Raw genomic sequence first — 24110 nt, forward strand, 5'->3', positions numbered from 1 at the left:
TTATGAAGAAAACATCTATGATTTTTCTGCTGCTGGGCATGCCCGCGCTTGTATTTGCGCAACAGCCAGAAACCTTGCCGACCGTTTTGCGCGACAAAAAAGGCGTTGTCCAGGCAATGGAGTTTTCAGAGTCCGATGGTTCGAAGGGAATTACTGAAAAGGAATTTATGCGCGACTATCTGAAAGTCTCTGCTGATGACGCTTTTGTAAAAGCAAATGATAAACAACGAAGCACTGAATTTACCGATGACCATTTCGATCAGTTTTACAAAAGTGTAAAAGTAGAAGGAGCCGGTTATAATTTCCATTACAAAAACGGAAAGCTGTTCTATGCGCACGGTCACTATGTAAAAATTGATAACCTCGACGCGGTACCATCGCTAACGCCGGAAAAAGCGAAAAGCCAGTTTGCAGCTTATAAGAATATACCCGAAAATGATATTTCGAAATTTACTGCTGAGTTACTATTCAGGCAAATAGCGTCTCGCGATAGCGCTAGTTGCCTGATCTACAAAGTTCTGCTATATGCTAACAATGCAGCCAACAACGAGGTCGGCATTGTTGATGCCAAGACAGGTGCAATATTGGACACAGAGCCATTGTTTTTGCATGCCGCTTCGCACTCCGCTCGTGTCACTAATGGATCGGCAATTAAACCGGCCGCGAGCTCCGGCAAAAGCTTTTTACCTCCCGCTACAGGTACCTTTGCGACAAGATACAGTGGTAGCCGTACAGCTGCGACCTTCAATGACCAGCCCAATTTCCGGCTGCTAGATCAGACACGAGCTTCGGTAATTCACACATGGAACATGCAAGGAGGCTACGACTTTTCCTTCCGCGCAGAATTGATCGATAACGATAATACCTGGACGGCAGCGGAACACAGCCCAACTGAAAACGACATGGCCCTCGATGTCCACTGGGTATTGCAGCAGATTTTCGACAGGATGAATAACTTTCATAGTGTGAATAGTTTCAATGATCCCGCCGTTGGGGCCGGTTTTCCAATCGATGCTCATATCCGTTATGGTAATACGGTCAATGACCAGGATAATGCTGGTTGGTCGCCAACGGCAAACTTGCTCGTTTTTGGTGATGGCGCGGTAATTTTCCGGCCGGTGGCATCGGTAGATGCGGTAGCTCATGAGTACGGGCACGGCATGACCGATTTTCAGATCGGCTGGTCTGGTACCGGAGACCAAGGGGCTTTCAATGAAGGGCTAAGCGATATATGGGGTGCTATCATGCAGCACCGGATCACCGGGGGCAATGTATGGCAGATCGGCGAGCAGATCATGGTTAATAATCCATGTCTGAGAGATCTGCAAAACACCAATTCCCTGAATGTGCATCAGCCCATGGCCGATACGTACGGGACCGCGCAATACAACTCCGCGAGTAATATCTATGTGCGTAGCGGCGTGTTTTCTCATTGGGCTTACCTGTTGGCCAACGGTGGGTCAGGCACCAATGGGATGGGGGGAACGTATAATGTATACGGAATTGGAATGGATCAGCTGGAGAATCTTATCGTCAGGGCTGTGTTTGGAAACTTCCTTGATAATACGACAACCTATGCTCAGGTAAGAACCGGGATGATCAACGCAGCCCGTGCGCAATGCGGCAATCAAAATGGAGTTTTGGTACGGCAGGTTATCAACGCCTGGGCGGCAGTTAATGTTGGAACGGTTGGAACCGATTGGCAGCCTATCATCGCTGGCCCGGATATTATTTGTCCAAATGCGACTTACACGGTGACCAATTTACCAGAGGGCGCAAGTATAACGTGGTCAACCAGCAGCGCTTCCGCTGCAACTATTACCGGTGGCGGTGTGGCTACCAGAAACGGTAGCTACAATGGTCCCGTTACAATAAGGGCTGTGATAGCGGATGAATGTGGCACTATCATGATTACAAAGGCAGTCAACGTCGGAAAACCGGTCATTAGTTTCAAAGTTGACGGCCAGCCATTTACAAACGGACAAATCTGCGCAGGTCATCTGGCGTTCATCGACGTGGTTGGCCACGATCCAGCCAATTCCTACAGCTGGTCGCTACAATCGGGATCATCGGGTTCTTTATCAGGTTCTGGGCCGTCTGCAAGCTTTCAGAATTACTCAATGGCATGTTCCGCTATCAGTGTGGCCGCAAGCAATTTCTGTGGAACCACCAACACTGGCCTGACTATCTGCACCAGGGAATGTTCTGGAATGGCATTCAAGGTTTTTCCCAATCCTGCCAGTGACTTTGTAACGGTTCAGTTTGAGCATCCCGAAAGCCTGGACGCAATGCCGGAGGAGCTTGTACTATATTCAGAGAAATCCGGCAATGCAGTGCGGTCTGTTTCTGTAAGAGAAGTATTTGAGAGAAAAGCCTTTAAAGACGGGAATAAGATGGAGATCAATGTCAAAGATCTGCCACGTGGCACCTATTATCTGCACGTAATACCAGGTAAAGCCTCTTCGCAAAAAACTGAAAGGATCAGAATATTGCTGGAATAATCCGAAAAAGATTTTGTTGTATGCAGCAACAGATTAATATTTAATAGCAAGTGCTTTTAAAAAACCAAAAAGGTCGGAAGCAAGATTCCGACCTTTTTGATTTTGACATCAGTTACAGGCTTTTTGGTTCAAAGTACCTTACGATAGAGTACAATCCGGCTATTGTAACGTCTTTTCAGGTAAGAAGTCCCTGGGAGACAGATTGAAATAATGGGCTAACTTATCAATATGTTTGAGATTGTATTTGGCTCGATGATTGGTGCTTTCTGCATTACTTATGAATGCCTTAGTAGTTCCAAGAATGCTGGCAATATCCTCTTGAAGCAAATTATTATTCACACGTAGTTCCCTAACGTAATCGATTACGTATTGTTCGATTCTGCCGATGTTGTCTTGGTCCTTCATGCTTGGGACGAAGTACGGGAAGCATAAAAATTTCCAGTATACACATGTGTGTCTTTTGGTAACTTTCGATATATTTGTTTTAACAATCGTTCTCATAGCGATTTGCAGGTGAATGATTGTGGCACTCGTAGAGTGTACGCACTATTTTGTATTGCTGGCCCAAGTTATTGTCTATGCTATGGCACTTCATGAACTGTCTAGAACATCCGAACTCAACGAGCCTTACCTTCTGCTTTTTCGCAGCGGTGACGAGCGGGCACTTAATTATTTTTACAGGCGGACTTATGATAGCCTGCTTTACGTTGGTAGAAGGCTGGTCAATGACGAGTTCCTGGTAAGCTGCATCCTGCACGAATGTTACCTTAAAGTCTGGGCACACCGCGATAAGATTGAAAGCCTGCCTCATGCGTACCGGTTTATTCGCCTTAACCTCCGTTGGCAAGTGTTAAAGCAAGTGCAAAAACCGGCATATCAGATATACCGGAAAATGACAGAAATAGACCACTTGGAACCTTTCCTGGGTGAAAAGCCAGATTTGGAGGGCTATTTCAAAGATGGCACAGAGCAAAAACGATGGAGTGAAATCTCGAAAGCAATCTCATTTCTGCCCAAACAGCGCCAGCTGATCGCAAGCCTTCATTTTCAGGATGGACACAGCGCGCGCGAGGTAGCCAAAAGAATAGGAGCCAGTACGTTGCATGTGACCAGCGAAATCCAAAAAGCAGTAGAGGAGCTTAAAAGGATGGTAGCGCCCCGCACGACCGAGCCTATAAGGCAAGCAAGGCAACCCTATCCTTACGAGCATATTCTGAGTAGCGAGCAGGCGGCGGTGTTCGAGCTCAGGCAAGATCAGAAGAAGTCTTTTGCCGACATCGCATCGATATTAGGCTGCCCGCAGACCCAGGTACAGCAACATTACATCAAAGCATATCAGCTTGTCAAAAATCACTGGAAACAAAATGTCCGCTAGATCATGGAAAAGCTGTTCACTACCCGGAAGATCCGCCTTCTGATCGATTCGGACGACATCGATCAAAAGAACAAGATTATCGATACACTCTACCAGTGGCGGTACACCTGTTTTAAAGCCGCCAACCAAATCTTTACTCACCATTACGTCCAGCAGCAGCTCAGGGAAATGCTCTATTTGACCGAAGGCGTACGGGCAAGACTCGCCAATATCAAAAAGGACGAGTATGGGATGCTGTCGACATCAAGGATGAACACCAGCTACCAGGTGCTCGCTCAAAACTACAAAGGCAGTATCCCGATGCACATCATGAGCGCGTTGAATGGCAACCTGGTCGCCAGCTTTAACAAGATGAGCAAGTCGCTGGCCAGCGGCGAAAGCGCAATGCCCAGTTTCCGAAGGGAAATCCCGATCCCATTTAAAGGGACTGATGTCAAGAAACTAAGAAGCACTAGGGAAGGAGCGGTATTCCATTTCTTATTATTTGACATTCCCTTCAAAACATACCTGGGCAAGGCAGGCTATGACAAGCGGGAAATACTCCAGCGCTTGGCTACTGGTCAGGTCAAGCTTTGCACAAGCTCGCTGGCGTTAGACAAAGGAAAGATTTTCATGCTCGCCGTTTTTCAGACGGAACGCGGCGAGCATGAGCTTGACCAGGATATCATCGCCGAGGCGAGCTTGTCGCTGGACTATCCGATCATGGTCTCGGTCGGCACCAAGCGTTACACGATCGGCACCAAGGACGAGTATCTCTACAAGCGGCTTGCGATCCAGGCTGCCATCCGGCGGAAGAAAAAAGCAATGGCCTTTATGAACCAAAATAGCCGGAGGCAGCTCCGCAAATCAACGATAGAGAATCTAGTGCAATCAGAGAAACGGTATGTCACCCACAAGCAGCACGTATATAGTAAGAGGTTAATCGATGTATGCCTGAAAAATAAAGCAGCGACTTTGCTTTTGGTAGATCAGACAGAGAAGGAGCAGCAGGCCAAAGAGGACCCGTTCCTTCTTCGCAACTGGGGATATTACGGCCTTAAACAAAAAATTGAACGCAAGGCCGAAAAAGCAGGCATCGCCGTGCTGGTCGAATGAATTTTCACAGAGGCTGCTTGTACAGCCGCAGGATGAAACCACCAGCGGTTTCATTAAGTGCCGAAGGGCGCATACAACTGGGTTAGCTTAATTTAATCAGTAAGCAAATGTGACCCGAATCAAGCAGGTAACCAGTCGCGGTTACCTGCATTTTTTATCTGTTCTATTTTGGATCAACCGCTTTCCGGGGCTTTCTGCCACGCGGCTTTCCGGTGTATTCCGGTTTGGGCGTTTCGGTTTCAATCGTCAGCTCATAGACTTGGGTAGCCTGATCAAAGTCAAAAGTGGAAATCTTGAAGATCAGCTTTTCGCTCTCGAAATTGACGTTCCCTTTTTTCAGGATAATAGCTAGCGGAATTACATGGCCGCGGCCACTTTTTTCGAAGGAAAAAGTTTGATCAGAACCCACTGCCGGGACAAGATACATGGATTTAATTTTTCGCTTTCCATCCTGTGTACCGATTTTGAAATGGGTAGACGCTGGATCGATTCCCAGACCTGCGAGCACGGCAGCCGGAAAAACAAGCTTGCCGGAACTGGAAATGTAGCCAGCCGGCAGCGGCGCTGCCTTGGCCTGTTTGGTTTTAGGTAGGTTTTCCTCTGGGGAAAAGAATTTAATTGCTCTTGGCTTCATGGTGTTATGGGTTATTTTGGGCTAAAATAAGGCATGGGTTTGGTTTAGCCTATCAGTTACAAATGAAGCCCTAATGCTTTCCGCTTTCTTTTCCTCTTTTTAAGCTTCGGATTTAGGGTTGTCGTCGCATGAAAGCCAATCCGGTTTTCGAGCAAACCCAGCGAGTAATCCCTGCCGATATCAGAACCTTTTATCTTCATCTTAGTCTGCATATGGAAAAATGCGATGCCCCGCCCCACATAGGTCTTGTATCCGTGCCCCAGTAAATGCCCTTTTAACTCCTGGATTGAAGAGACCTGGGGCATCAAATGATCAATCAGGGATCTGAGCTTTAAATGCGCCTTGTCTGCTAAATGAATCTGCTGGCCCAGGGTGCGGTTGATCCGCATATCATGCGTCGGCACAAGACTGAGCTCATGTTCCATCCTGCGGCAGAACTTGCCGGTCCGCGCATAGTTTTTAAAATGATCGGCCGTATTCTTTCCGTTATAATTGATGCGGTTGGCAATAATATGAAAGTGCTCGTTGGCTGAATCCTGGTGCTTAAAAACAACCATCTGGTTCTGCTCAAAGCCAAACTCTTTGGCAAATTCTCTGCAGATCCGCATGATCTTGTCAATGCCGGGCTTTTCGCCGGGCGAAAAGCTGAACGTCTGATGCCATACGTATTTGGTAAGCTTCTTGTTCTTGGAGTGGTTGTCTGTGTACTGTCGGGCAAGGTAGTCCAGATCCAGCGTCCCATCGGGCCCTGTTTTGAGGGCAAGGTTCTGAATGTAGACCAGCTCCCCCCTGACGCTTTGCTGCTCACTCTGCTGGTCTGCCATGGTTTGCTGCCCCTTCTGATAATAGCGGTACTCCAAAATCCCTTTGGCGTAGCTGCCCAGTCCTGCTTTTCCGATCATCTGCTGGTTTGCCGGATGAATTCTTTGACCGCATTTACAATCTAGTAGTGGACCGAGGCGAAATCTGCCGCCTCGGTTTTCCAGGCTGGCGCAATATCCTGCAAGGGCGCAGTATAGTAGCTTGCAGGCAATGCATCGAGGCACTTTTACAGCTACGAGCTCGATACCTTGTTCCACGAACTGACGCTCCACGCCCGCAAAAGCGCTTCGCCGGATCTGCATTTTCGCTACACCCGCCCGGATTCGGCTACGATCGTGCTGTCGGGACGAAATGAAAGCCAGGATTCGGTGCGGATTGTGCTCTCGAAAACAGACCGTAAATACCTACTCCACGAAGGGCGGCGGCGACCTATCAGAATCAATTGAGACACCATTAAACAGCAACACAATGGCTGACATACAACTCGATAAGCCCAGGCCGGAACGGGCGGCGGCAACAGCGAAGAATACTTTTCCGGAATGGGCCGCCTGGGAACGCATCCTTTTCCGCGTAGCGGTGGTTTTTTTCGGGCTGCTAATCATTCCGCTGAGTGTGGAATGGTACACGAAGTTTTTCACCGCTAAAACACTGTTCGAATTTTTCTCGGCATTAAATGGTTACCGGGTCGATTTTGTGAAGATACCGGGCGAAAGCGGCCGCTGGGGCCTGGCGAGCTACGCGGACTGGGGCGTGGCGCTGCTGATCGCCCTCGTTACGGGAGCTGTTTGGACGCTGGCCGTCCGCAAGCGCGAACGGAAGGGGTACAACGAACTTTACTACTGGATCAGGACTTTTGCCCGTTACCGCATTGGTATCGGCATCATTGCATTCGGTTTTTTGAAATTGTATCCGATGCAGATGCCGTTTCCTTCGATATCCAACCTGGAAGCGACCATCGGGGAGTACACCGCCTACAAAATCTACTGGCAGTCGGTGGGCGTGGTGATCTGGTACGAGGTATTTTTGGGTTTCATCGAGGTGTTTGCGGGTGCATTGATGTTTTTCAGGGCGACTTCTGTGCTGGGAGCGGTGATTAACCTGGGCGTTTTGTACAATATTGCCCATGCCAACCATGCCTATGACGGCGGCGTGCATGTGTACAGCGCTTATTTCTCGCTGCTTTCGGCATTTGTTCTCGCGCATGAGGTGCCCTATGTGTGGAAGCTGCTGATCCGTGAAGAAAATGTCAATCCAGTTGAATATGTGCCGGCATACAATGCCAAATGGCTTACCCACGGCCTGTTCGGGCTGAAATATGCGATCGTGATCGGCTTTATATTCGTTTACGGCTGGCTCCGTTACGATATGCATTACAACCAGCTACGTCTCAAAGAACCCAAAACGCCCGGTCTGGCTAACGCGGCCGGCTTTTACCACGTCACTGAATTCAAAATCAACAACCGCACATTGCCCTATTCCCCGCTCGACACGGTGCGCTGGCAGAATGTGGTTTTTGAAAAGTTCTCAACATTGATTTACCAGGTGAACCGGCCGGTGAGCATTTCGCTTGCAAATGGCACGCCGCAGACGAAGGACGTCGATCGCAGCTACGAGCTGGCGGGCATAGGCGGGGGGAGAAGGTTCTTTTACTACGACGCCGATTTGAAAACACAAACCTTGCTGCTGCAAGATAAAAACCGGGCGAAAAGCGAAGAAGACGGCGGTGGCAGGGCCCGCAAACCTGCCGCGAAGACCGACAGCATTCCGCCGCTGGCCTGGCATTTCCAGCGCCCTTCGAAGGACCGCATCATTCTTTCAGGCCTGGACGACCATCGCGATTCCATTTACGTGGTGCGCGACCGGGTCCGCAAAGATTACGCATTGACCAAATCCAGAACCCAGGCCCAGCCCGTCGACCGGGCGGCGATCTCGGCCACTTCCTATTGATTTTTAGAATTTATTCCTGTCAACAATGAGAATTTCTTTTGTATTGTGTTGCCTGATTTCCTTTTCCGCCTTCGCCCAGCGCGACCGGCAGGGACAGGCGCAACCAAGTGCACACGATCACGCGCACCATGTGGACGAAAACGAGTTTACCCACAACCACCTGGAGCACATTCAGGCCTACCGCAAGGAGACCGCTTACGTCCACAACCTGCCGCCCGCGCAATTCCTCGAAGGCATCGGCACTTCCAACTTAAAAATTACGACCCAATCCGAGCAGGCGCAGAAGTATTTTGCACAGGGCGTGGCGCTCCTGCACGATTTCTGGGATTTCGAGGCCTATCGTTCGTTTAAGGAAGCTATCCGGCTCGATTCTTCGGCCGTAATGCCCTACTGGGGCCTGTACAGCGCCATCGGAGCCACCGAAGGGGCTGATTTTGACAATGACAAAAAACTGGCAGTCAGGAAACTGAAAGCGCTGAAAGACAAGGCTAACGAGCACGAAAAGCTTTACGCCGAAGCCATTCTGCTCCGCGACGCCCCCGGCGAGAACAGCCGCAAGCAATACCAGCAAAGGCTCGAAATCATTGTGCACAAATACCCTGATGACGTGGATGCCAAACTTTTTCTCGCATTGAGCAAAATGAGCGGCTACGACGTGGAGCTGAACCCGCGCGAAGGCCAGATTTACAGCGAATACCTGCTTCGGGACGTGCTCAAATCAGACCCGGACAATGCGGGCGCGCATCATTACTGGATCCATTTGATGGAAAACTGCTGTCCCGACGAAGCGCTTAAAAGCTCCGAGCGCATCCGCTTGCTCACACCCGGCGCGGCTCACATGGTACATATGCCGGGGCATGTGTACTACAAATTGGGCCAGTATCAGAAAGCCCACGAGGCGTTTCTGGAAGCGGTTGCGGTGGATTCCATTTATATGAAGAAACAACATATCCCCGAAGTCGACACCTGGAACTACATCCATAATCTCAATTACCTTCTGTCGAACAGCGCCGAGAACGGGCATTACAAAACGGCCCTCTATTACGCCGAGAAGCTGCAAAATATGCCGGTAACCAAAGAGCGCAAGGCCAAATACGAAGGCCGGTTCTTTTACCAGGGCGTTATCGCTCCTGCCAAAATGGAGCTCTGCTTCGGATTTTATAAAAAAGCCGCCGACCGGCTGAAACTGATCAATGACAAGGACAGCATCTTTACAGGCAAGGCAATCGGCTACAAGGACGGTCTGTACTATTTTGCTTTGGGCATGGACGCCGTCAAACGCGGCAAAGTCGAAGAAGCAAAGAAATACTCCGACGCGCTCGACGCGCATTCATTCCGCAACAGCACCCAATCATCCTCCGACGAGGTGATTGCCGCCAGAAGGCTCGGGGATCTCAATGTAGCATCGCTGGAATTGCAGGGCTTGATCAAAAGCCTCGAAAACAATGACGATGACGCAATCCGGATCCTAAAAATAGCTCAAAAGAAAGAACACGAACTGGGTTACAGCGAGCCGCCTTCCTATGCAAGACCGGTGCTGATCAGCCTCGGAGAGGTGTATTTGAAAGCAGGGAAATACGATCTGGCGATTAAAGCTTACGAAGACCTGGCCCGGAAGCGCCCCAACAGCGCCAATGCATTGTGGGGGCTTTACAAAGTTTACAAAGAGAAAGGTGACGCCGGGAAAGCGAAAGAGCTGGCTGCGGAGCTGAACGAAGTGGTAAAACAGGGGGATAAAGCGCTTTATCCGCTTTGACGAATCATTGACGAGTGCTCGAAAAAGCGGCTGTCTTTTATGCCGAAAAACGAGTTTTGCATTAATTTAGTATAGGGAAAATTATCGGGGTCGGCTTGCGAGCGGAGTTTGGCAATGTCCTCGGCTGAATAGGCCGTGGTGCAGGAAGCGATATTGAATATTTCCGAATACTCCCAGGAGTTGACTAAATCGGGCAGCTGGGTCGGTTCGTTGAAACCCACGTAGTCGTTGTAGCTCACCGTTGCTTTGCCGGAACCGCCGTTTTTGGTGGTAACTAGGGTTACTCCGTTTGCCGCCCGTGCGCCGTAAATAGCTGCGGATGAGGTATCTTTCAATACAGAGATGGATTGGATATCATCCGGGCTGATGTCGTTGAGCGTGCTTGGGATACCATCCACGAGGATCAGCGCGTCCGGCCAAACGAGCCTACGCCCCGGACGCGGATCGTGCCTCCGTTCGCGCCTGGCCGGCCGGAGCCGGTCGTGACGGTTACGCCGGGCATTTGTCCGGTGATGGCCTAGCTTATCTGCATGACGGGCCGGTTTTCCAGCGCGTCCGAGTCGATCTGCGACACGGAGCCGATCACATTCACCTTTTTCTGTTCGCCGTAGCCGACCACGACGAGCTCATTCAGCAATTTCTGGTCGGAAACGAGCGTGGCGTCGAGCGTGGTCCGGTTGCCCACTGTCACCTCCTGGGTAACGTACCCGACGAAGGAAATAGTTAAAACGGAACCTTCATCCACACCGTCCGATGTGAATGTGCCATCTGCCAGCGTGCAAGTGCCTTTTCCGGAACCTTTCAGCAAAATGCTGACGCCAGGAATGCCTTCTCCTTTCTCGTCGGAAATTTTCCGGTTAATGCGCCAAGGGCGTAGGCGAAAGCGGATTGGAAAAATAGGAGTACGGCGAATGCCGCGGCGCAGAGCATGCTTGCAGTCGACTTTTTTAATCAGGATGGGTTTTTGTAAATGGTTGTTATATAATGGATTAGATGATTGATGGGGATTTGCAAGAGTGTGTAGCTAGGGGAAATGACCCGCCTTGAATCAGAGCGGCTTTCAACCGAAGTGGAAAAATATATACGAAATATTGGTTTTATAGAGTAAGTAGCTTAATAATTTTGTTGATCAGGCATTAGCAAGTATCGGAGGCGAAATCAGGCTGGGGTTCCACTGCGGTCACCTTGCCGCTGGTTATTGAAAGGAAAGGAACTTTTGATGGGATCATGTTTGATGATTTATCGCAACCACAATATCTGGACGCTCAACAATCAAGTTTGAGATAACTTGTTTGCTGGTGTTCTTTCACCCAGGTAGATGTTATACACAATACCAGCCGCGTAGCTGCTATCAACGCTATTACTACAAATACATTTCTGTTTCTGCATTTAAAGCTAGGAAACATAAAGTTTAGTTAGCCTATTAAGTAAATAGATTATATTTTAGCGCAACATTCCATTTTCCACTAGAAGTATTTTGTGAAATAATTAAACTTTGCTTATAAAAGTCTGGCGCTCTCATGTATCTATCCGGGTTCTTTGCTGATGCTGATCCTGACAGGTTATCTGATCAAAACTTGCTGCTGGCGTTGCGCCGTGGTGAGCAGTCGGCTTTTGATGTGATTTACGGCAGGTATTGGCAGCGCCTTTTTGAAAGCGCCATGCGCAGGGTTGCGGACGAAGATCAGGCGAAGGATATTGTTCAGGATGTGTTTGTGAGTCTGTGGGGCAACCGCCAGAAAATGGAAGTGGTGGATTTGAAAGCCTATCTAATGGCTGCCGTCCGGAATCAGGTATTTTCACTGATCGCGCGGAACAAAGTGAGCGACAGATATTTCAAACAACTGGAAACCAGCGAACCACCTGCACCCGCCACTGATTTCGACTTGCATTACAATGAACTCCTGGGCCAATACGACCATCTCATTGCCCGCATGCCGGACAAACAAAAGCAAATTTTCCAGCTCCGCTTTGATGAAGGACTCCCTACCGCGCTGATCGCCGATCAACTAAACATCACCCAGAAAACCGTCCAGAACCAGTTATTGAAGGCGGTGCATTTCATTAAATCGGCGCTGCTCAGCCTGATGCTCTTCCTGTAAGTCCCCGGCAATCACGTGTAAAAATTTTCTTGTGTACGGCGTGGGAGATTTCCGGTTTTGCCCTACTACCTATTACAAGCAGGAAATATGGACAAAGCAAATTTCAGAAATCTGGTAAAACGCTACCTCGACGGCACGGCCACCGAGGCGGAGCGCCGCTGGCTCGAAGCTTACGACGAGTCGGTCGGGCAGGATTCCTGGTACGAGCTTAATGCAACGGAAGCCGAACGCATCCAGCATGACATTGCGGCGGGTATTAACAATCACATTGCTGCCCGACCGGCCGGATTCCCGGCATGGCGGGCATACAGCGCGGCGGCGATGCTGATACTTGCAATCAGCGCCGGCCTGTTTTTTGTCTTGAACAAGGATTTGCTCAGCACTGCCCGGCCAACCTACACAGCAATAAAGGTCCCGTTCGGAAAAATTAAAAAGATAAGGCTGGAAGACGGCACGCAGGTCACCCTCAACGCCGGCAGCGCTTTAACATACCCTTCGGTTTTTGAAAAAGACAGCCGGCAGGTTTCGCTCACCGGCGAGGCGTTTTTTGATGTAGCCCGTCAAAACGGTAAACCATTCATCGTCAACATGCAAAAGCTGCAAATCAGGGTGCTTGGTACCCGTTTTAATGTAGACAGCTACCCCGGCGAGGAAATTGCCCGGGTGGCGGTGGTATCGGGCAAGGTTTCCGTCCAAAACCGGGCAAAATCCAACGATCAAATGATCCTGACTGCCGGCGAGCTTGCAGTGGGCACAGCGGCCGGGCTACAAAAAGCAAGCATCGACTCAGCCGCAATACTGGCCTGGCAAAACGGGCAGCTGAATTTCAAAGACGAAACCTTCAAAACCGTGGCGGCTGCATTGGAACGCCGCTATAATGTGCGGATACGGGTGGCCGAGGCGATTGCGCAATGCCGGGTGTATGCCAATATCGGCAATGAACCGGTGCAGGAAGCGTTGGGCGCATTGGCTGTGATGATGCAGGCGCAGCTCAGCGGCTCGGGGAAGGATTTTCAATTTTCAGGAACGGAATGTCATTAAAGCCTTTCGATATGCAACCCAATAAATCACCCTGAACAAAAAACTCCCTGCGCGAACAGGGAGGCGAACCAGTGCTGAACAAAGGTGAAATGCAGGCCTAGGAAACCAATTGCACCTCACCGGTTACAAACATTAATTCTTTATAAAAGTATGAAATCGATATCGTTTACCAAACGATTATATGGCTGTGCCATGAAAGTATCTGCCCTTTTGCTGGTATTGGGAATACTTACCACCGTGGTGGCCGCACCCGAAAAGGCGCTGGGCCAGAAGCTCCTCGACCAGTTCGTGACGCTCCGCGTACAGAATGCGCCGCTCACTTCGGCACTGGACCAGCTGACTGCCAAAACAGGCGTAAAGTTCCTCTACTCAGCCGAGGCAATCCGCTCCGCCCGGCCGGTGAATGCGGATTTCGAGAACAAAAAATTAAAGTCGGTGCTGGATAACCTGTTGGTTCCGGCCAACCTTACCTACGATTTGCAGGGCAATTACATTATCATCAAACCAGCCGAAAAAACGAATAAGGCGGCCAGGGACAGCCAAGCCGAAGTAGGCGTTTCGGGAACGGTATTGGATGAAAAAGGGCTGGGACTGCCGGGAGTGAATATCGCCATCAAAGGCACCACCAAGGGCACCACCACGGATGCAGAGGGCAAGTTCAGCCTCACCGCGGACTACAGGACGAGCGTGCTCGTGTTCTCGTTTGTAGGCTACCAGGCGCAGGAAATTACGGTCGGCGAACAGTCGTGGCTGGACGTGCGGATGGTTCCGGACAACAGCCAGCTCAATGAAGTGGTAGTAATCGGATACGGGACCCAAAAGGTAGCCGACCTGACGGGCTCCGTGGCCCAGTTGAACCCCGCCACGACGCGCTCGCTGCCGGTGGCGACTATCGATCAGAAGATGATGGGACAGGTCGCCGGCGTGCAAATCCAGCAGGTGTCCGGCGCGCCGGGCGCGGGTACTTCGGTCAAAATCCGGGGCAGCGGCTCGCTGGGCGCGGGTAACGAGCCGCTTTACGTGGTGGACGGAATGCCCTATTCCTCGGGCCTGAATGCGAATACCAATCCGCTGCTTTTTATTAATCCCAATGATATTGAATCGGTTACGGTTTTAAAAGACGCTTCTTCGACGGCGATCTACGGGTCGCGCGGGGCGAATGGCGTGATTATGATCACGACCAAAAAAGGCGGCTACGACCGCACGGAAGTGAATGTATCGTCCATGCGCGGCGTGCAAACCGTGCCGCAACGCGGCCGCCCGCAGTTGATGAACCAGCGCGAGTTTGCCGAATTTCAGCGCGACCGCATTGACATTGCGGTGAGAAGGCTGGAAAACCGGCCGGGCACGATTGACGATTATCCCGAGGCCTACCGGAACCTGGACGCGCTCAAAGGACCCGGCACCGATTGGTACAACCTGGTTTTACAATCCGCCGCGATCCAGGACCACAATTTCAGCTTGCAAAAAGGCTCCAAAGAATCACTGCTTTCATTCAGTCTGGGGTATTTCGACCAGGAAGGTACTGTAAAATACACGGGCGTCGAGCGTTTCAGTGCCCGCATTGGTTTCGATTCCAAAGTGGGAAAAGTCATCAAAGTAGGCGCATCGCTGCAACCGACTTACATTAATCAGAAACGTACTGCTACCAACCAAAGCCGCGGGGATATTCTCGGCGTGGCGAACTGGGCCAATCCGGTAATGTCGCCTTACGATGCGAATGGGAACCTGATCCCCTACATTACCTCGCCGCAAAGCAAGTACCACTCGGCGTGGAGCTTTGCCAATCCGCTTTTTGTGCTGCGCGAAACGGTGCAGTCCGAGCGCGATTTTCAGAACCTCGGCATTGCGTTCGCCGAGTGGGATATCACGCCGGAGCTGCGGTTGAAAAGTTCGATCAACACGATTTGGTACACATCCAAATACAATCAATATGTACCCAGCACGGTAGGAGCGCCCAATACGCCGCCGGTGCCGGGAACCGGCGCTGCGTACAAAGCCAATGGAGAGAGTTTCAACTGGCTGGTAGAGAATACATTGAACTATGAAAAAGAATTCGGCAATCACCGGATCAATGCGCTTTTGGGATACACCACCCAGAAATTCCGCGGCACGGGCATTTCCCTCACCGCGCGCCCTTATGCGAACGATCTGATCGAGACCATTAACGGCGCGCAGGGCATTAGTGTGTGGGGTGAGGATGTGAATGAATGGAGTATGATTTCGTATTTGGGAAGATTGAATTATGCTTTCAAAAACCGATATCTGCTCACGGCTACATTCCGCTCCGACGGTTCTTCCCGGTTTGGAGAAAACAACAGATTTGCATTTTTCCCATCGGTAGCAGCGGCCTGGCGTGTTTCTGAGGAAGCGTTTTTGCAGGATGTCAAATCCATCAATAACCTGAAACTGCGGGCAAGTTTTGGCAAAAGCGGTAACAATAACATCGGTAACTACTCGCATCTGGCGGCGATCAGCACGGGGGCTTATGTGTTTGGAAATAAACAGGTTACTGCGGCTACCGTGGGCCTTTCCAATCCTTATTTAGGTTGGGAAGAATCCAATCAGATCGATGTGGGCGCTGATCTTGAAATGTTCAACAGCCGCCTCTCGCTGGCGGTGGACTATTATTATCGTAAAAGCATGAACATGCTGCTGCCGGACGTGATCCCGGCCATTACCGGCTTCACTTCGCAAACCGTCAACAAAGGGAACATCCGCAACACCGGCGTCGAAATCGCACTTGGCGGTACGCCTGTGCAGGGTGCGCTCACGTGGGATGTGAACCTGAATATGGCCATCAACCGAAACAAAGTGCTCTCGCTCAATGACAACGGCGACCGCATCCTGGCCGGAAATAATGACAATAACGCCACCCACGTGTCGGTAGTAGGCAAACCGATCGGACAGTTTTTTGGGTATGTTTTTGAAGGGTTGTACACCGCCGAAGACATTGCCAATCCGAACATCATCAAAACGCCGCAGGTGTATGAAGGAAATATCAAATACCGCGACGTGAACGGAGACGGCGTGATTACGGACATGCTCGATTATACGATTATCGGAAACCCGCAGCCGAAGTTCATTTACGGGGTAACCAACAGCTTGGCCTACAAAAGTTTCAGTTTGAATGTAATCGTCAACGGACAATACGGCGGGCAGGTCATGAACGGCCTGCGGCAAACGGTAGACAACTTGCAAGGGTTTTTCAATGTAAGCCAGGAATGGACCAACCGCTGGCGCAATGCGGACAATCCGGGCGACGGACGGCATTACGGAATCCCCAAACTGACCCCAAGCCTGGGCCACCGGGTTTCCAACCTTTGGGTAGAGGACGCGAGCTATCTGCGCATTTCCAACATCACATTGGGCTACAACCTGCCCGGTCGGCTGATGAAAGCGACTAGCTTTATCAAAGGCTGCCGCGTTTATGCCACCGTCCAAAACCTGGCCACATTTACCAGGTACGGCGGGGCCAATCCCGAGGGACAAAGTGCGAATGTGAGCAACACGCTGGCGCCTGGCATTGACATGTCGTCGTACCCGCTGGCGCGCACCGTTTCCGGCGGTATTAATCTGAGCTTCTAATCATTAATTGAAATTTGACTGAAATGAAAAAGCTATTTATTCTGCTGATAGCAGGCATATTGAGCAGTTGCGATAATGAATTTCTGCGGCTCTACCCGGAAACGACCCTGAACGAAAGCAACTTCTATAAATCCGAAACCGAGTTTATCCTCCTCGCAAACGGCTGCTACGTGCCGTTGCGCAACCTGGAAAAAGTAGATCACTGGGTGATGGCCGAGCTGCCTTCGGACAATGCGAGTTTCCAGTACAGCAATGTAACCGGCGAGGCTTCCAAAGGCGTGATCGACCAGTTTATCATGTCCACCAGCAATGTGGCTTACGCCAGCTTTTGGAACACTTCCTATAATGGGATCACCCGCGCCAACAAGTTACTCAACGAGATCGACCGGCCGGAAGTGACCTGGTCCAAAATGTCGTTCAAAGAGCGCACAGCCGGGGAGGCGAAGTTCCTCCGTGCATTGTATTATTTCAACCTCGTGCGGCAATATGGCGGTGTGCCTTTGGCTCTAAAACCGATTGGTTCGCAGGAAGCGGTGGGGATCAAGAGGGCAGGCGAGCAGGAAGTTTATGCGGCCATTACCGAAGATCTGAAAGCCGCTGCTGCACATTTTGCCGCCGCGCGTGATGTGGAGGAAAACGGTCGCGCCGGCGAAGGCGCCGCGCTGGGATTGTTGGGTAAAGTGTATCTCACCACCAAACAATATGCGTTGGCCGAGACGGTACTGAAACAGGTGATGAATTTAGGCAAATACAGCCTGCTGCCGGTTTACGACGATCTTTTCAATCCCGCGAACAAGGATTACAAAGAGACCATTTTCTCCGTGCAATATTCGGAAAACAATGTGGAGCTTGCCAACCGGTTTCTGTTCTGGTTTGCACCGTGGTCGTCGGCCGGAGAAATTACCAAGCGGCCGAATATCAACCTCGTGGGCGGCGGCTGGAACCAGCCTACGGACGATCTGATCAATGCATTCGAAGCAGGCGACAAGCGCAAAGCCGCTTCGATCGCGATCTGGCGGGGCAAGGATTGGGACGCGGTGGTGAAGGATATCCCCTATTGCAACAAGTTCAAAGCACCGCTTTCCGCGCCCGACGATCGCACCGGCGACAATATGCCCATCCTGCGCTATTCCGACGTTTTATTAATGTATGCCGAAGCGCTCAACGAACAAGGCAGAACAGGCGAAGCGGTCCCATTCATACAGCAGGTAAGAACCCGCGCCGGACTCACCAAAGCCATCGCCGCAGGCAGCCAAACCCAACTCGCTACATTGATCGCCAAGGAGCGCCAAGTGGAATTTTGTTTTGAAAACCAGCGCTGGTACGACCTCAAACGCACTGGGAAAGCATTGGAAGTAATGAGTGCGCACGGCGCGAGGGAGAAGGCTAAAAAGTCGTTTTTATATGCCGCCGCCTATGAAATGGACGCATTCAAATTACTCGCGCCCGTGCCGGAAGAGCAGGTGCTGGTCAACAAACTCGAACAAAATCCAGGCTATTAATTATTGATTTCTATGAAAAAGATATTGCAAACCGCATCTATTCTGGCAGTTGCATTCGCTTCCGTTTTCGCGGTGCGGGTGAAGCAGCCGAAGGCGGCCAAACCGAACGTAATCATTATCCTGGCCGATCAATGGCGGGCCGAAGCCATGGGTTACGCGGGGAACAAGGATGTGAAAACGCCGCATATCGACAAGCTGGCGGGCCAGAGTGTGAATTTCAAAACAGCCGTGTCCACCATGCCCGTTTGTACGCCCTACCGCGCCTCGCTGCTTACGGGGCAATATCCGTTAAAGCACGGGTTGTTTTATAATGATAAACCGCTGGCTTCCAATGCGGTGACGATGGCCAAAATCTTCAAGGAAAACGGCTATCGCACAGGCTACATCGGCAAATGGCACGTGAACGGTCACAAAAATGGCGAAGGCCCGTTCAGCGCGCGCGACAAGCCAGTACCGCGCGAGCGCCGGCAAGGGTTCGACTACTGGAAAGCCCGCGAAGTGACGCACGATTACAACAATTCGTTCTATTTTGATGAAAATGATAAAAAGGTCCATTGGGAAGGCTACGACGCATTTCCGCAGACCGACAGCGCCATTGGTTTTATTAAAAGATCGGACAAAAATCCTTTCCTGCTGGTGCTATCGTGGGGCCCGCCGCACAATCCTTACGAAACGGCGCCTGAGAAATACCAGAAAATGTACGATCCCGCCAAAATCAAGGTACGCCCGAATGTGCCCACTGAAATGCAGGACAGTGCCAGAAAAGTGCTTGCCCAATACTACGCGCATTGCACGGCGCTGGACGATATGACGGGAAAGCTCATGGAGGCGCTTGAAAAACAAGGCATTGCAGATAACACAATTGTCGTGTTCACCTCCGACCACGGCGATATGCTCCTCACCCGCGGCGTGTTCCGCAAGCAGCGGCCCTGGGACGAATCGGCGCTGGTGCCGATGCTCATCCGCTACCCCGAAAAGCTGGGCAAAAAAGGCATTACCATTTCAAAGCCACTCGGTACGCCCGATATCCTGCCGACTTTGCTCAGTTTGAGTGGCATTAAAATCCCCGGCAGCGTGCAGGGCACCGACGTTTCAGCAGGTATTTTAAAACCCGAAAAATATCCGCTCGATGCGGCATTGATTACATTGCCAGTGCCTTTTCACGAATACAATTTCAGCAACGGCGGAAGGGAATACCGCGGTGTGCGCACGGAGCGGTACACCTACACGCGCCGTCTGAACGGGCCGTGGCTGCTGTACGATAACCAAGCCGATCCTTATCAGCAAAACAACCTGATCGACAAGCCGGAGTACAAAAAGATACAGTCGGAGCTAGAAGCGAAACTGACCACCATGCTGAAAGACATCGACGACGATTTCCAGCCCGCGGATGTGTATATGAAACGCTGGAATTATTACTATGATCACAAAGACAGCCTCCGTCCGGCCTCTTATTACGAAGAACTGAAAACCAGATAATATGAAAAGAGCAACACTCACGAATATGCATCGGCTGGCAATGCTTGTCATGCTGGGCATTGTCCCGGCCATTTCCGCCTGGATGGTTGGAAAAAAGCAAGCTGCCGATCCCAAAAAGCCCAATATTATTTTCCTCCTCACCGACGATCACCGGTGGGATGCATTGGGTGTGATGGGCAACAAAATCATCCAAACCCCCAACCTCGACGCGCTCGCAAACAATGGCATACTGTTCCGGAAAGCCTATGTAACGACGGCGATCTGCTGCGTGAGCCGGGCGAGCATCATGAGCGGGCAATACGAATCGAGGCATAAAATCAATGATTTTACGACCGATTTCAGCCCCGAGGCGCTCGCACAAACCTATCCCGCATTGCTGAAAAAGCAGGGATATAAGCTCGGCTTTGTCGGAAAACTGGGCATTGACGTCAAAAACCAGCCCGACTCGCTGTTCGACTACTGGTCGAGCCCGAAGGAAAGGCAGCCGGTATATGAGCTGATCAACAAGAGCGGCAAAATGGTGCACCACACGGATAGCGTAAACACGGACATTGCACGGTTTATCGATCAGTTTGCAGACAAGGGCCCGTTCAATCTTTCGGTGAGCTTCAAAGCGCCGCACGAGCTCGACGGCACCCCGCCGACCTATCCGGTGCAGGCGCGTTTTAAGGATTTGTACAAAAATGCCGCCATTCCCAAACCCGAAACAGCGGACCCGAAATACTGGGACAAGCACCCCGACTTTTTCAGAACCGATAAAAACATCGGCCGGGATCGCTGGAAGCCGCTTTTTGCAACCGAGGAACTCCGCCAGGAAACCACCCGCGACTACTACCGGCTGATTTCCGGCGTAGACGAAGTAGTGGGTAACCTGGTAGCGCAGCTGAAACAAAAGGGCATTTACGACAACACTGTCATCATTTTCATGGGCGACAATGGCTTTTCGCTTGGCGAGCATGGTTTGGAAGGGAAATGGTTTGGCTTTGAAGAATCGATCCGCGTGCCGATGATCGTTTCGGGCGCGTCTTTACCCAAAAACCTCATTGGCAAAAAGTCGGACGTGGTTGCGCTCAACATTGACGTGGCGCCTACAATGCTTGCATTGGCCGGAGCGGAAGTACCGGCCGGAATGCAGGGTAAAAACCTGCTGCAATTCGTCAGCGGCAAAGTGGCGCCGCGAAAGGATTTCTTTTACGAACACACCTATCTCGGAAGCCCGCGTCTGCCGAAAGTGGAGGGTGTGGTCGGGCAGGATTTCAAATACATGAAATACATCGAGCACGACTACGAAGAGCTTTACAATACCGGCAAAGACCCCCATGAAACCGCGAATCTTGCCCACAACGAAGCACACAAGCAAAAGCTTTCGCAAATGCGCACACGCTATGAAGTGCTCAAAAAAGAGGTGCGATAATCTATACAGCAGGTCAAAGACTAAATGATCTTCGAATTCCACTGGGGTTCGAATCCAAGAGCCATACATATGGAATCAGTTGGATCGACAATTTATTTTATCGTAAAGGGATCGGAAGATTGCTCAATTCTCTAACTTAATGTCTTTTATAAGAGTTAGGAATCTTGTTAGCTGTTCGATTTGCATCCCCATCTCCACGGATATCTATTCAAATCACTCAAAACCCCTGTTTAAGCTAATTAAACAGGGGTTTTTGTTTGGGCTTACCACCAAAACTTTCAAAAACACCCAAAACTTATGAGCGTTAACCGTGTAGTACTTTTAAAACGCTAAAAAGACTGCACGGTTGGCTTGTAACAGCTTACGCATTTTTTCAGTCTCATTTTTCATGAAACAAGATTACAAACTATACTAATATGCTAAAAGATGGTTCTATCGGACGGATACTTTTGTCCTACATTTTGCCGACTGCAAGATGTAGCGGAACTATAGAGCTACTACACTTTCTGCTTCTAGTCAAGTCAACATCCCGTAACCTACCTAGTTTACCAAATTAAGTTTAGCCCTGACATCGAGCGACGGCAATCTTATTCTGTCCTTGTCCCATCTTGACTGGAAATAGACAGTTAACCCTCTCCACGTGGATTATTAGCATATTTGAGACTTTTAGCGAACGGTAGCTCCACGGAAGATTGGTATAACATCAGGATTTCTTCATAAGGATGGCCCAAATCGGAAAACCCCACCGTTGACAACTCATCTGAGCAGGCCAATTGATCGTTAGCTAATAACGATACCTTTAATGTCTCTGATAACCGGCACCATATTCAAAGCTTCGCGAATCAATTTAATTTTACCATTTTCCGCTACGACCCGGCCCATATAGTGTTGAGCGTAATCTTTGCCATTTGACGCAATAATGCCCGTTGCCTCATACTCACCAAAAGCTTGATCAGGTGTGTCAATATGGATCTGAATGTTTTTAAATTTGAATCCGGGAAATGTCTTGGGCAGGTTACTCAAGAAGTTGAACAGCACTTCACGGCCTTCCCAACGGGCCGGTATACCAAGGCTGGCCAGGTAGGGCAACTCAAATACAGCGTCATCGGCGAATAGTTCGATCTGAAAATCAGGGTTTCCCACGTTTTCCAAATAGTCTAGCAATAATTCTTTTGCAGTTTTCATGTCTCTGAATTTTTTATGTTTTAGATTGTTTTAATACTGTAAAAATGGCTTGTTTAATGGCCACGCCCATTGACCTATCGTAAGAAATAAGGTTGATTTATATCAATCCCGCTTTGATGCCAGCCATGGATATGTTTGATTCTAATCATAATGTGGTGTTCCAGTTTATCAATTACAGAAACAGCAGTAGGTATCATCACGCTGGTTGTGCAATGTCATTCTCCATGCGTTATAGACGCTTACTGTAAAACACGTGATTAGGATTGCTTGTAACCTGATCCAGTTCTGGACCAGGAATTACCATGGAAATGAGATAGGCAAAAGTTTGATTGTTAACTTGTTGATTTTTATGAGAATCGACAAAGATCAACTTCAGACAGATTGATAAAGATTAAAAAATGATATTGATATAAGTCAATTAAACTGTTGCGTTATAAATTCCTTTTACAATATTTCTTCAATATATTTGGTTCTTTTACCTAACGCCACAATAGACAAGCAGTGATCGAGGTTTTTAAAACATACTTACAAGCAAAAGGCAGCTACACAGCCGAGGAACTGGAAAAAGTTACCGCAGCTGCGGTTATAAAAAAAGTGAGAAAAAGACAGTATCTCAGTCAGGAAGGCGATGTCACCAGGAACCACGCATTTGTCACCAAGGGATGTTTACGTACCTATACGGTCGACGAAAAAGGGATCGAACATATCTTAAATTTCGCCATAGAAAACTGGTGGATTGGCGACCGGGAAAGCATTCAAACTGGTCAGCCGTCAATCTACAATATCGATGCAATCGAAGATTCAGAAGTGGCCCTGATCAGCAAGGAGAAATTTGACCAGTTATGTTTTGAGGTACCTGCGTTCAACAACATGATCAACGCCATATTACAAAAAAGTTTCCTCGTTGCCCAAAACAGGATCCATACCTTCCTCAGCCTGACCGCCGAGGAAAAATACTTAAGCCTCCTGGAAAAATTCCCTCATCTGAACATGCGTGTTCCGCAAAGCATGATCGCATCTTATTTAGGCATTACCGCAGAAACATTAAGCCGGGTCAGAAAACAGATCGCTCAACGCTAAACTCACTCTGCCTCTGTTGATAGCACTTGATATAAATCAAGTGCTATTTTATTTTATGTCAATTTTCAAGTGGTTTTAATCTTTCAATTTTGTTTGCCGGTAGAAACCGACCTAGCCGTATCGTTGAAATGGCCTGCCAGTCGCTGCTCAAAATAATTGAATGACATGAAAAAGACTAGAAAGATAAGTCGGATCTCCGTAAAAACGGATACTGCCGATGGTGAGCTGTTTAAAACATTATTGTCCGATGGGCTTAAATTAAAGAGAATACCGATTGAAGCAGGCCTTGCAGTATATCGAATGGAGGATGGAACAATCATGGAGTTTTACGGACCGGGATCGTGGTATCCTGAATATTTGTTTAAAAACACAAATGTAGTTATAGGCTATAAAGTCGAAAATCTTGACGAGATGATATTACTGATGCAAAATTCAGGGGCTAAACTACTGGGCAACATCGAAATGGTTTGTAATGCATTTATCTATTGTCACTTGCTTTTAGGTAATGAAACAGTAATTGGTCTGTACCAGGATCTGGCCGCGGGAAAGCAAAACGCTGAATAACCTGGTCACTGGCAGTTAATAGCAC

Annotated in this window: 20 protein-coding genes; 14 read left to right on the forward strand and 6 right to left on the reverse strand. The window is 49.6% G+C overall.

Annotation, left to right across the window (positions count from 1 at the left end):
- The first annotated feature begins 2 nt into the window (after nucleotides 1–2).
- On the forward strand, nucleotides 3–2501 hold the full coding sequence (locus AAHB90_RS03745; protein ID WP_342083564.1) for a M4 family metallopeptidase: 2499 nt from the start codon (nucleotides 3–5) through the stop codon (nucleotides 2499–2501).
- Between the two features lie 159 nt (nucleotides 2502–2660).
- Here the strand turns inward: AAHB90_RS03745 and AAHB90_RS32730 are convergent, their stop codons facing one another.
- Nucleotides 2661–3002 carry a helix-turn-helix domain-containing protein gene (locus tag AAHB90_RS32730; RefSeq protein ID WP_446717871.1) on the reverse strand — a complete coding sequence of 114 codons (342 nt, stop codon included), beginning with the start codon at nucleotides 3000–3002 and terminating at the stop codon, nucleotides 2661–2663.
- A gap of 82 nt (nucleotides 3003–3084) precedes the next feature.
- Between AAHB90_RS32730 and AAHB90_RS03750 the strand changes: the two genes are divergently transcribed.
- Together AAHB90_RS03750 and AAHB90_RS03755 are read left to right on the forward strand one after the other, a co-directional pair.
- Nucleotides 3085–3876: an RNA polymerase sigma factor gene (locus tag AAHB90_RS03750; protein ID WP_342083565.1), complete on the forward strand. Its 792-nt coding sequence runs from the start codon at nucleotides 3085–3087 to the stop codon at nucleotides 3874–3876.
- 3 nt (nucleotides 3877–3879) lie between these two features.
- Nucleotides 3880–4971, forward strand: coding sequence for a hypothetical protein (locus tag AAHB90_RS03755; RefSeq protein WP_342083566.1), 1092 nt, complete (start codon nucleotides 3880–3882; stop codon nucleotides 4969–4971).
- A 163-nt stretch (nucleotides 4972–5134) separates the two neighbouring features.
- Here the strand turns inward: AAHB90_RS03755 and AAHB90_RS03760 are convergent, their stop codons facing one another.
- Nucleotides 5135–5605 carry a hypothetical protein gene (locus tag AAHB90_RS03760; protein ID WP_342083567.1) on the reverse strand — a complete coding sequence of 157 codons (471 nt, stop codon included), beginning with the start codon at nucleotides 5603–5605 and terminating at the stop codon, nucleotides 5135–5137.
- A 56-nt stretch (nucleotides 5606–5661) separates the two neighbouring features.
- Nucleotides 5662–6507, reverse strand: a complete 846-nt coding sequence (locus AAHB90_RS03765; protein WP_342083568.1) for a relaxase/mobilization nuclease domain-containing protein — start codon at nucleotides 6505–6507, stop codon at nucleotides 5662–5664.
- 168 nt (nucleotides 6508–6675) lie between these two features.
- Between AAHB90_RS03765 and AAHB90_RS03770 the strand changes: the two genes are divergently transcribed.
- The 3 genes from AAHB90_RS03770 to AAHB90_RS03780 are packed head-to-tail and all read left to right on the forward strand — an operon-like array spanning nucleotide 6676 to nucleotide 10130.
- The gene (locus tag AAHB90_RS03770; RefSeq protein ID WP_342083569.1) at nucleotides 6676–6873 is read left to right on the forward strand and encodes a hypothetical protein; all 198 of its coding nucleotides are present in this window, start codon (nucleotides 6676–6678) and stop codon (nucleotides 6871–6873) included.
- Between the two features lie 22 nt (nucleotides 6874–6895).
- Nucleotides 6896–8374: a hypothetical protein gene (locus tag AAHB90_RS03775; RefSeq protein WP_342083570.1), complete on the forward strand. Its 1479-nt coding sequence runs from the start codon at nucleotides 6896–6898 to the stop codon at nucleotides 8372–8374.
- Nucleotides 8375–8399: 25 nt separating this feature from the next.
- Nucleotides 8400–10130, forward strand: coding sequence for a tetratricopeptide repeat protein (locus AAHB90_RS03780; protein ID WP_342083571.1), 1731 nt, complete (start codon nucleotides 8400–8402; stop codon nucleotides 10128–10130).
- Here AAHB90_RS03780 and AAHB90_RS03785 read toward each other — a convergent pair.
- A complete protein-coding gene (locus AAHB90_RS03785) occupies nucleotides 10118–10528 on the reverse strand; it encodes a TonB-dependent receptor plug domain-containing protein (RefSeq protein ID WP_342083572.1) in 411 nt (136 codons plus the stop codon). The genes AAHB90_RS03780 and AAHB90_RS03785 overlap by 13 nt on opposite strands.
- A gap of 119 nt (nucleotides 10529–10647) precedes the next feature.
- Nucleotides 10648–10938 (reverse strand): carboxypeptidase-like regulatory domain-containing protein, encoded by a 291-nt coding sequence (locus AAHB90_RS03790; protein WP_342083573.1) that lies wholly within the window; start codon nucleotides 10936–10938, stop codon nucleotides 10648–10650.
- Between the two features lie 712 nt (nucleotides 10939–11650).
- Here AAHB90_RS03790 and AAHB90_RS03795 point away from each other — a divergent pair.
- The 6 genes from AAHB90_RS03795 to AAHB90_RS03820 all read left to right on the forward strand — a co-directional run bounded on the left by AAHB90_RS03795 (nucleotide 11651) and on the right by AAHB90_RS03820 (nucleotide 21256).
- The gene (locus AAHB90_RS03795; protein WP_342083574.1) at nucleotides 11651–12232 is read left to right on the forward strand and encodes an RNA polymerase sigma factor; all 582 of its coding nucleotides are present in this window, start codon (nucleotides 11651–11653) and stop codon (nucleotides 12230–12232) included.
- 87 nt (nucleotides 12233–12319) lie between these two features.
- A complete protein-coding gene (locus tag AAHB90_RS03800) occupies nucleotides 12320–13273 on the forward strand; it encodes a FecR family protein (RefSeq protein WP_342083575.1) in 954 nt (317 codons plus the stop codon).
- A gap of 192 nt (nucleotides 13274–13465) precedes the next feature.
- Nucleotides 13466–16861, forward strand: a complete 3396-nt coding sequence (locus AAHB90_RS03805) for a TonB-dependent receptor (protein ID WP_342083576.1) — start codon at nucleotides 13466–13468, stop codon at nucleotides 16859–16861.
- Nucleotides 16862–16884: 23 nt separating this feature from the next.
- Entirely contained in the window at nucleotides 16885–18363 is a 1479-nt protein-coding gene (locus AAHB90_RS03810; protein WP_342083577.1) for a RagB/SusD family nutrient uptake outer membrane protein, read from the forward strand.
- Between the two features lie 12 nt (nucleotides 18364–18375).
- On the forward strand, nucleotides 18376–19842 hold the full coding sequence (locus AAHB90_RS03815; RefSeq protein WP_342083578.1) for a sulfatase family protein: 1467 nt from the start codon (nucleotides 18376–18378) through the stop codon (nucleotides 19840–19842).
- 1 nt (nucleotide 19843) lies between these two features.
- Entirely contained in the window at nucleotides 19844–21256 is a 1413-nt protein-coding gene (locus AAHB90_RS03820; RefSeq protein WP_342083579.1) for a sulfatase family protein, read from the forward strand.
- A gap of 780 nt (nucleotides 21257–22036) precedes the next feature.
- On the opposite strand, the gene AAHB90_RS03825 is transcribed toward AAHB90_RS03820, so the two are convergent.
- A complete protein-coding gene (locus AAHB90_RS03825) occupies nucleotides 22037–22441 on the reverse strand; it encodes a nuclear transport factor 2 family protein (RefSeq protein WP_342083580.1) in 405 nt (134 codons plus the stop codon).
- Between the two features lie 501 nt (nucleotides 22442–22942).
- On the opposite strand from AAHB90_RS03825, the gene AAHB90_RS03830 reads away from it, so the two are divergent.
- Nucleotides 22943–23521 (forward strand): Crp/Fnr family transcriptional regulator, encoded by a 579-nt coding sequence (locus AAHB90_RS03830; RefSeq protein WP_342083581.1) that lies wholly within the window; start codon nucleotides 22943–22945, stop codon nucleotides 23519–23521.
- A 165-nt stretch (nucleotides 23522–23686) separates the two neighbouring features.
- The gene (locus AAHB90_RS03835; RefSeq protein WP_342083582.1) at nucleotides 23687–24085 is read left to right on the forward strand and encodes a hypothetical protein; all 399 of its coding nucleotides are present in this window, start codon (nucleotides 23687–23689) and stop codon (nucleotides 24083–24085) included.
- The last annotated feature ends 25 nt before the right edge of the window (nucleotides 24086–24110 follow it).

Origin of the sequence: Dyadobacter sp. OTU695, assembly GCF_038440355.1 — a bacterium.
Lineage (GTDB): Bacteria > Bacteroidota > Bacteroidia > Cytophagales > Spirosomataceae > Dyadobacter.

Coding starts and splice junctions, on each gene's coding strand:
- AAHB90_RS03745 (WP_342083564.1), top strand. CDS start 3: ATGAAGAAAACATCTATGATTTTTCTGCTGCTGGGCATGCCCGCGCTT.
- AAHB90_RS32730 (WP_446717871.1), bottom strand. CDS start 3,002: ATGAGAACGATTGTTAAAACAAATATATCGAAAGTTACCAAAAGACAC.
- AAHB90_RS03750 (WP_342083565.1), top strand. CDS start 3,085: ATGGCACTTCATGAACTGTCTAGAACATCCGAACTCAACGAGCCTTAC.
- AAHB90_RS03755 (WP_342083566.1), top strand. CDS start 3,880: ATGGAAAAGCTGTTCACTACCCGGAAGATCCGCCTTCTGATCGATTCG.
- AAHB90_RS03760 (WP_342083567.1), bottom strand. CDS start 5,605: ATGAAGCCAAGAGCAATTAAATTCTTTTCCCCAGAGGAAAACCTACCT.
- AAHB90_RS03765 (WP_342083568.1), bottom strand. CDS start 6,507: ATGATCGGAAAAGCAGGACTGGGCAGCTACGCCAAAGGGATTTTGGAG.
- AAHB90_RS03775 (WP_342083570.1), top strand. CDS start 6,896: ATGGCTGACATACAACTCGATAAGCCCAGGCCGGAACGGGCGGCGGCA.
- AAHB90_RS03780 (WP_342083571.1), top strand. CDS start 8,400: ATGAGAATTTCTTTTGTATTGTGTTGCCTGATTTCCTTTTCCGCCTTC.
- AAHB90_RS03795 (WP_342083574.1), top strand. CDS start 11,651: ATGTATCTATCCGGGTTCTTTGCTGATGCTGATCCTGACAGGTTATCT.
- AAHB90_RS03800 (WP_342083575.1), top strand. CDS start 12,320: ATGGACAAAGCAAATTTCAGAAATCTGGTAAAACGCTACCTCGACGGC.
- AAHB90_RS03805 (WP_342083576.1), top strand. CDS start 13,466: ATGAAAGTATCTGCCCTTTTGCTGGTATTGGGAATACTTACCACCGTG.
- AAHB90_RS03810 (WP_342083577.1), top strand. CDS start 16,885: ATGAAAAAGCTATTTATTCTGCTGATAGCAGGCATATTGAGCAGTTGC.
- AAHB90_RS03815 (WP_342083578.1), top strand. CDS start 18,376: ATGAAAAAGATATTGCAAACCGCATCTATTCTGGCAGTTGCATTCGCT.
- AAHB90_RS03820 (WP_342083579.1), top strand. CDS start 19,844: ATGAAAAGAGCAACACTCACGAATATGCATCGGCTGGCAATGCTTGTC.
- AAHB90_RS03825 (WP_342083580.1), bottom strand. CDS start 22,441: ATGAAAACTGCAAAAGAATTATTGCTAGACTATTTGGAAAACGTGGGA.
- AAHB90_RS03835 (WP_342083582.1), top strand. CDS start 23,687: ATGAAAAAGACTAGAAAGATAAGTCGGATCTCCGTAAAAACGGATACT.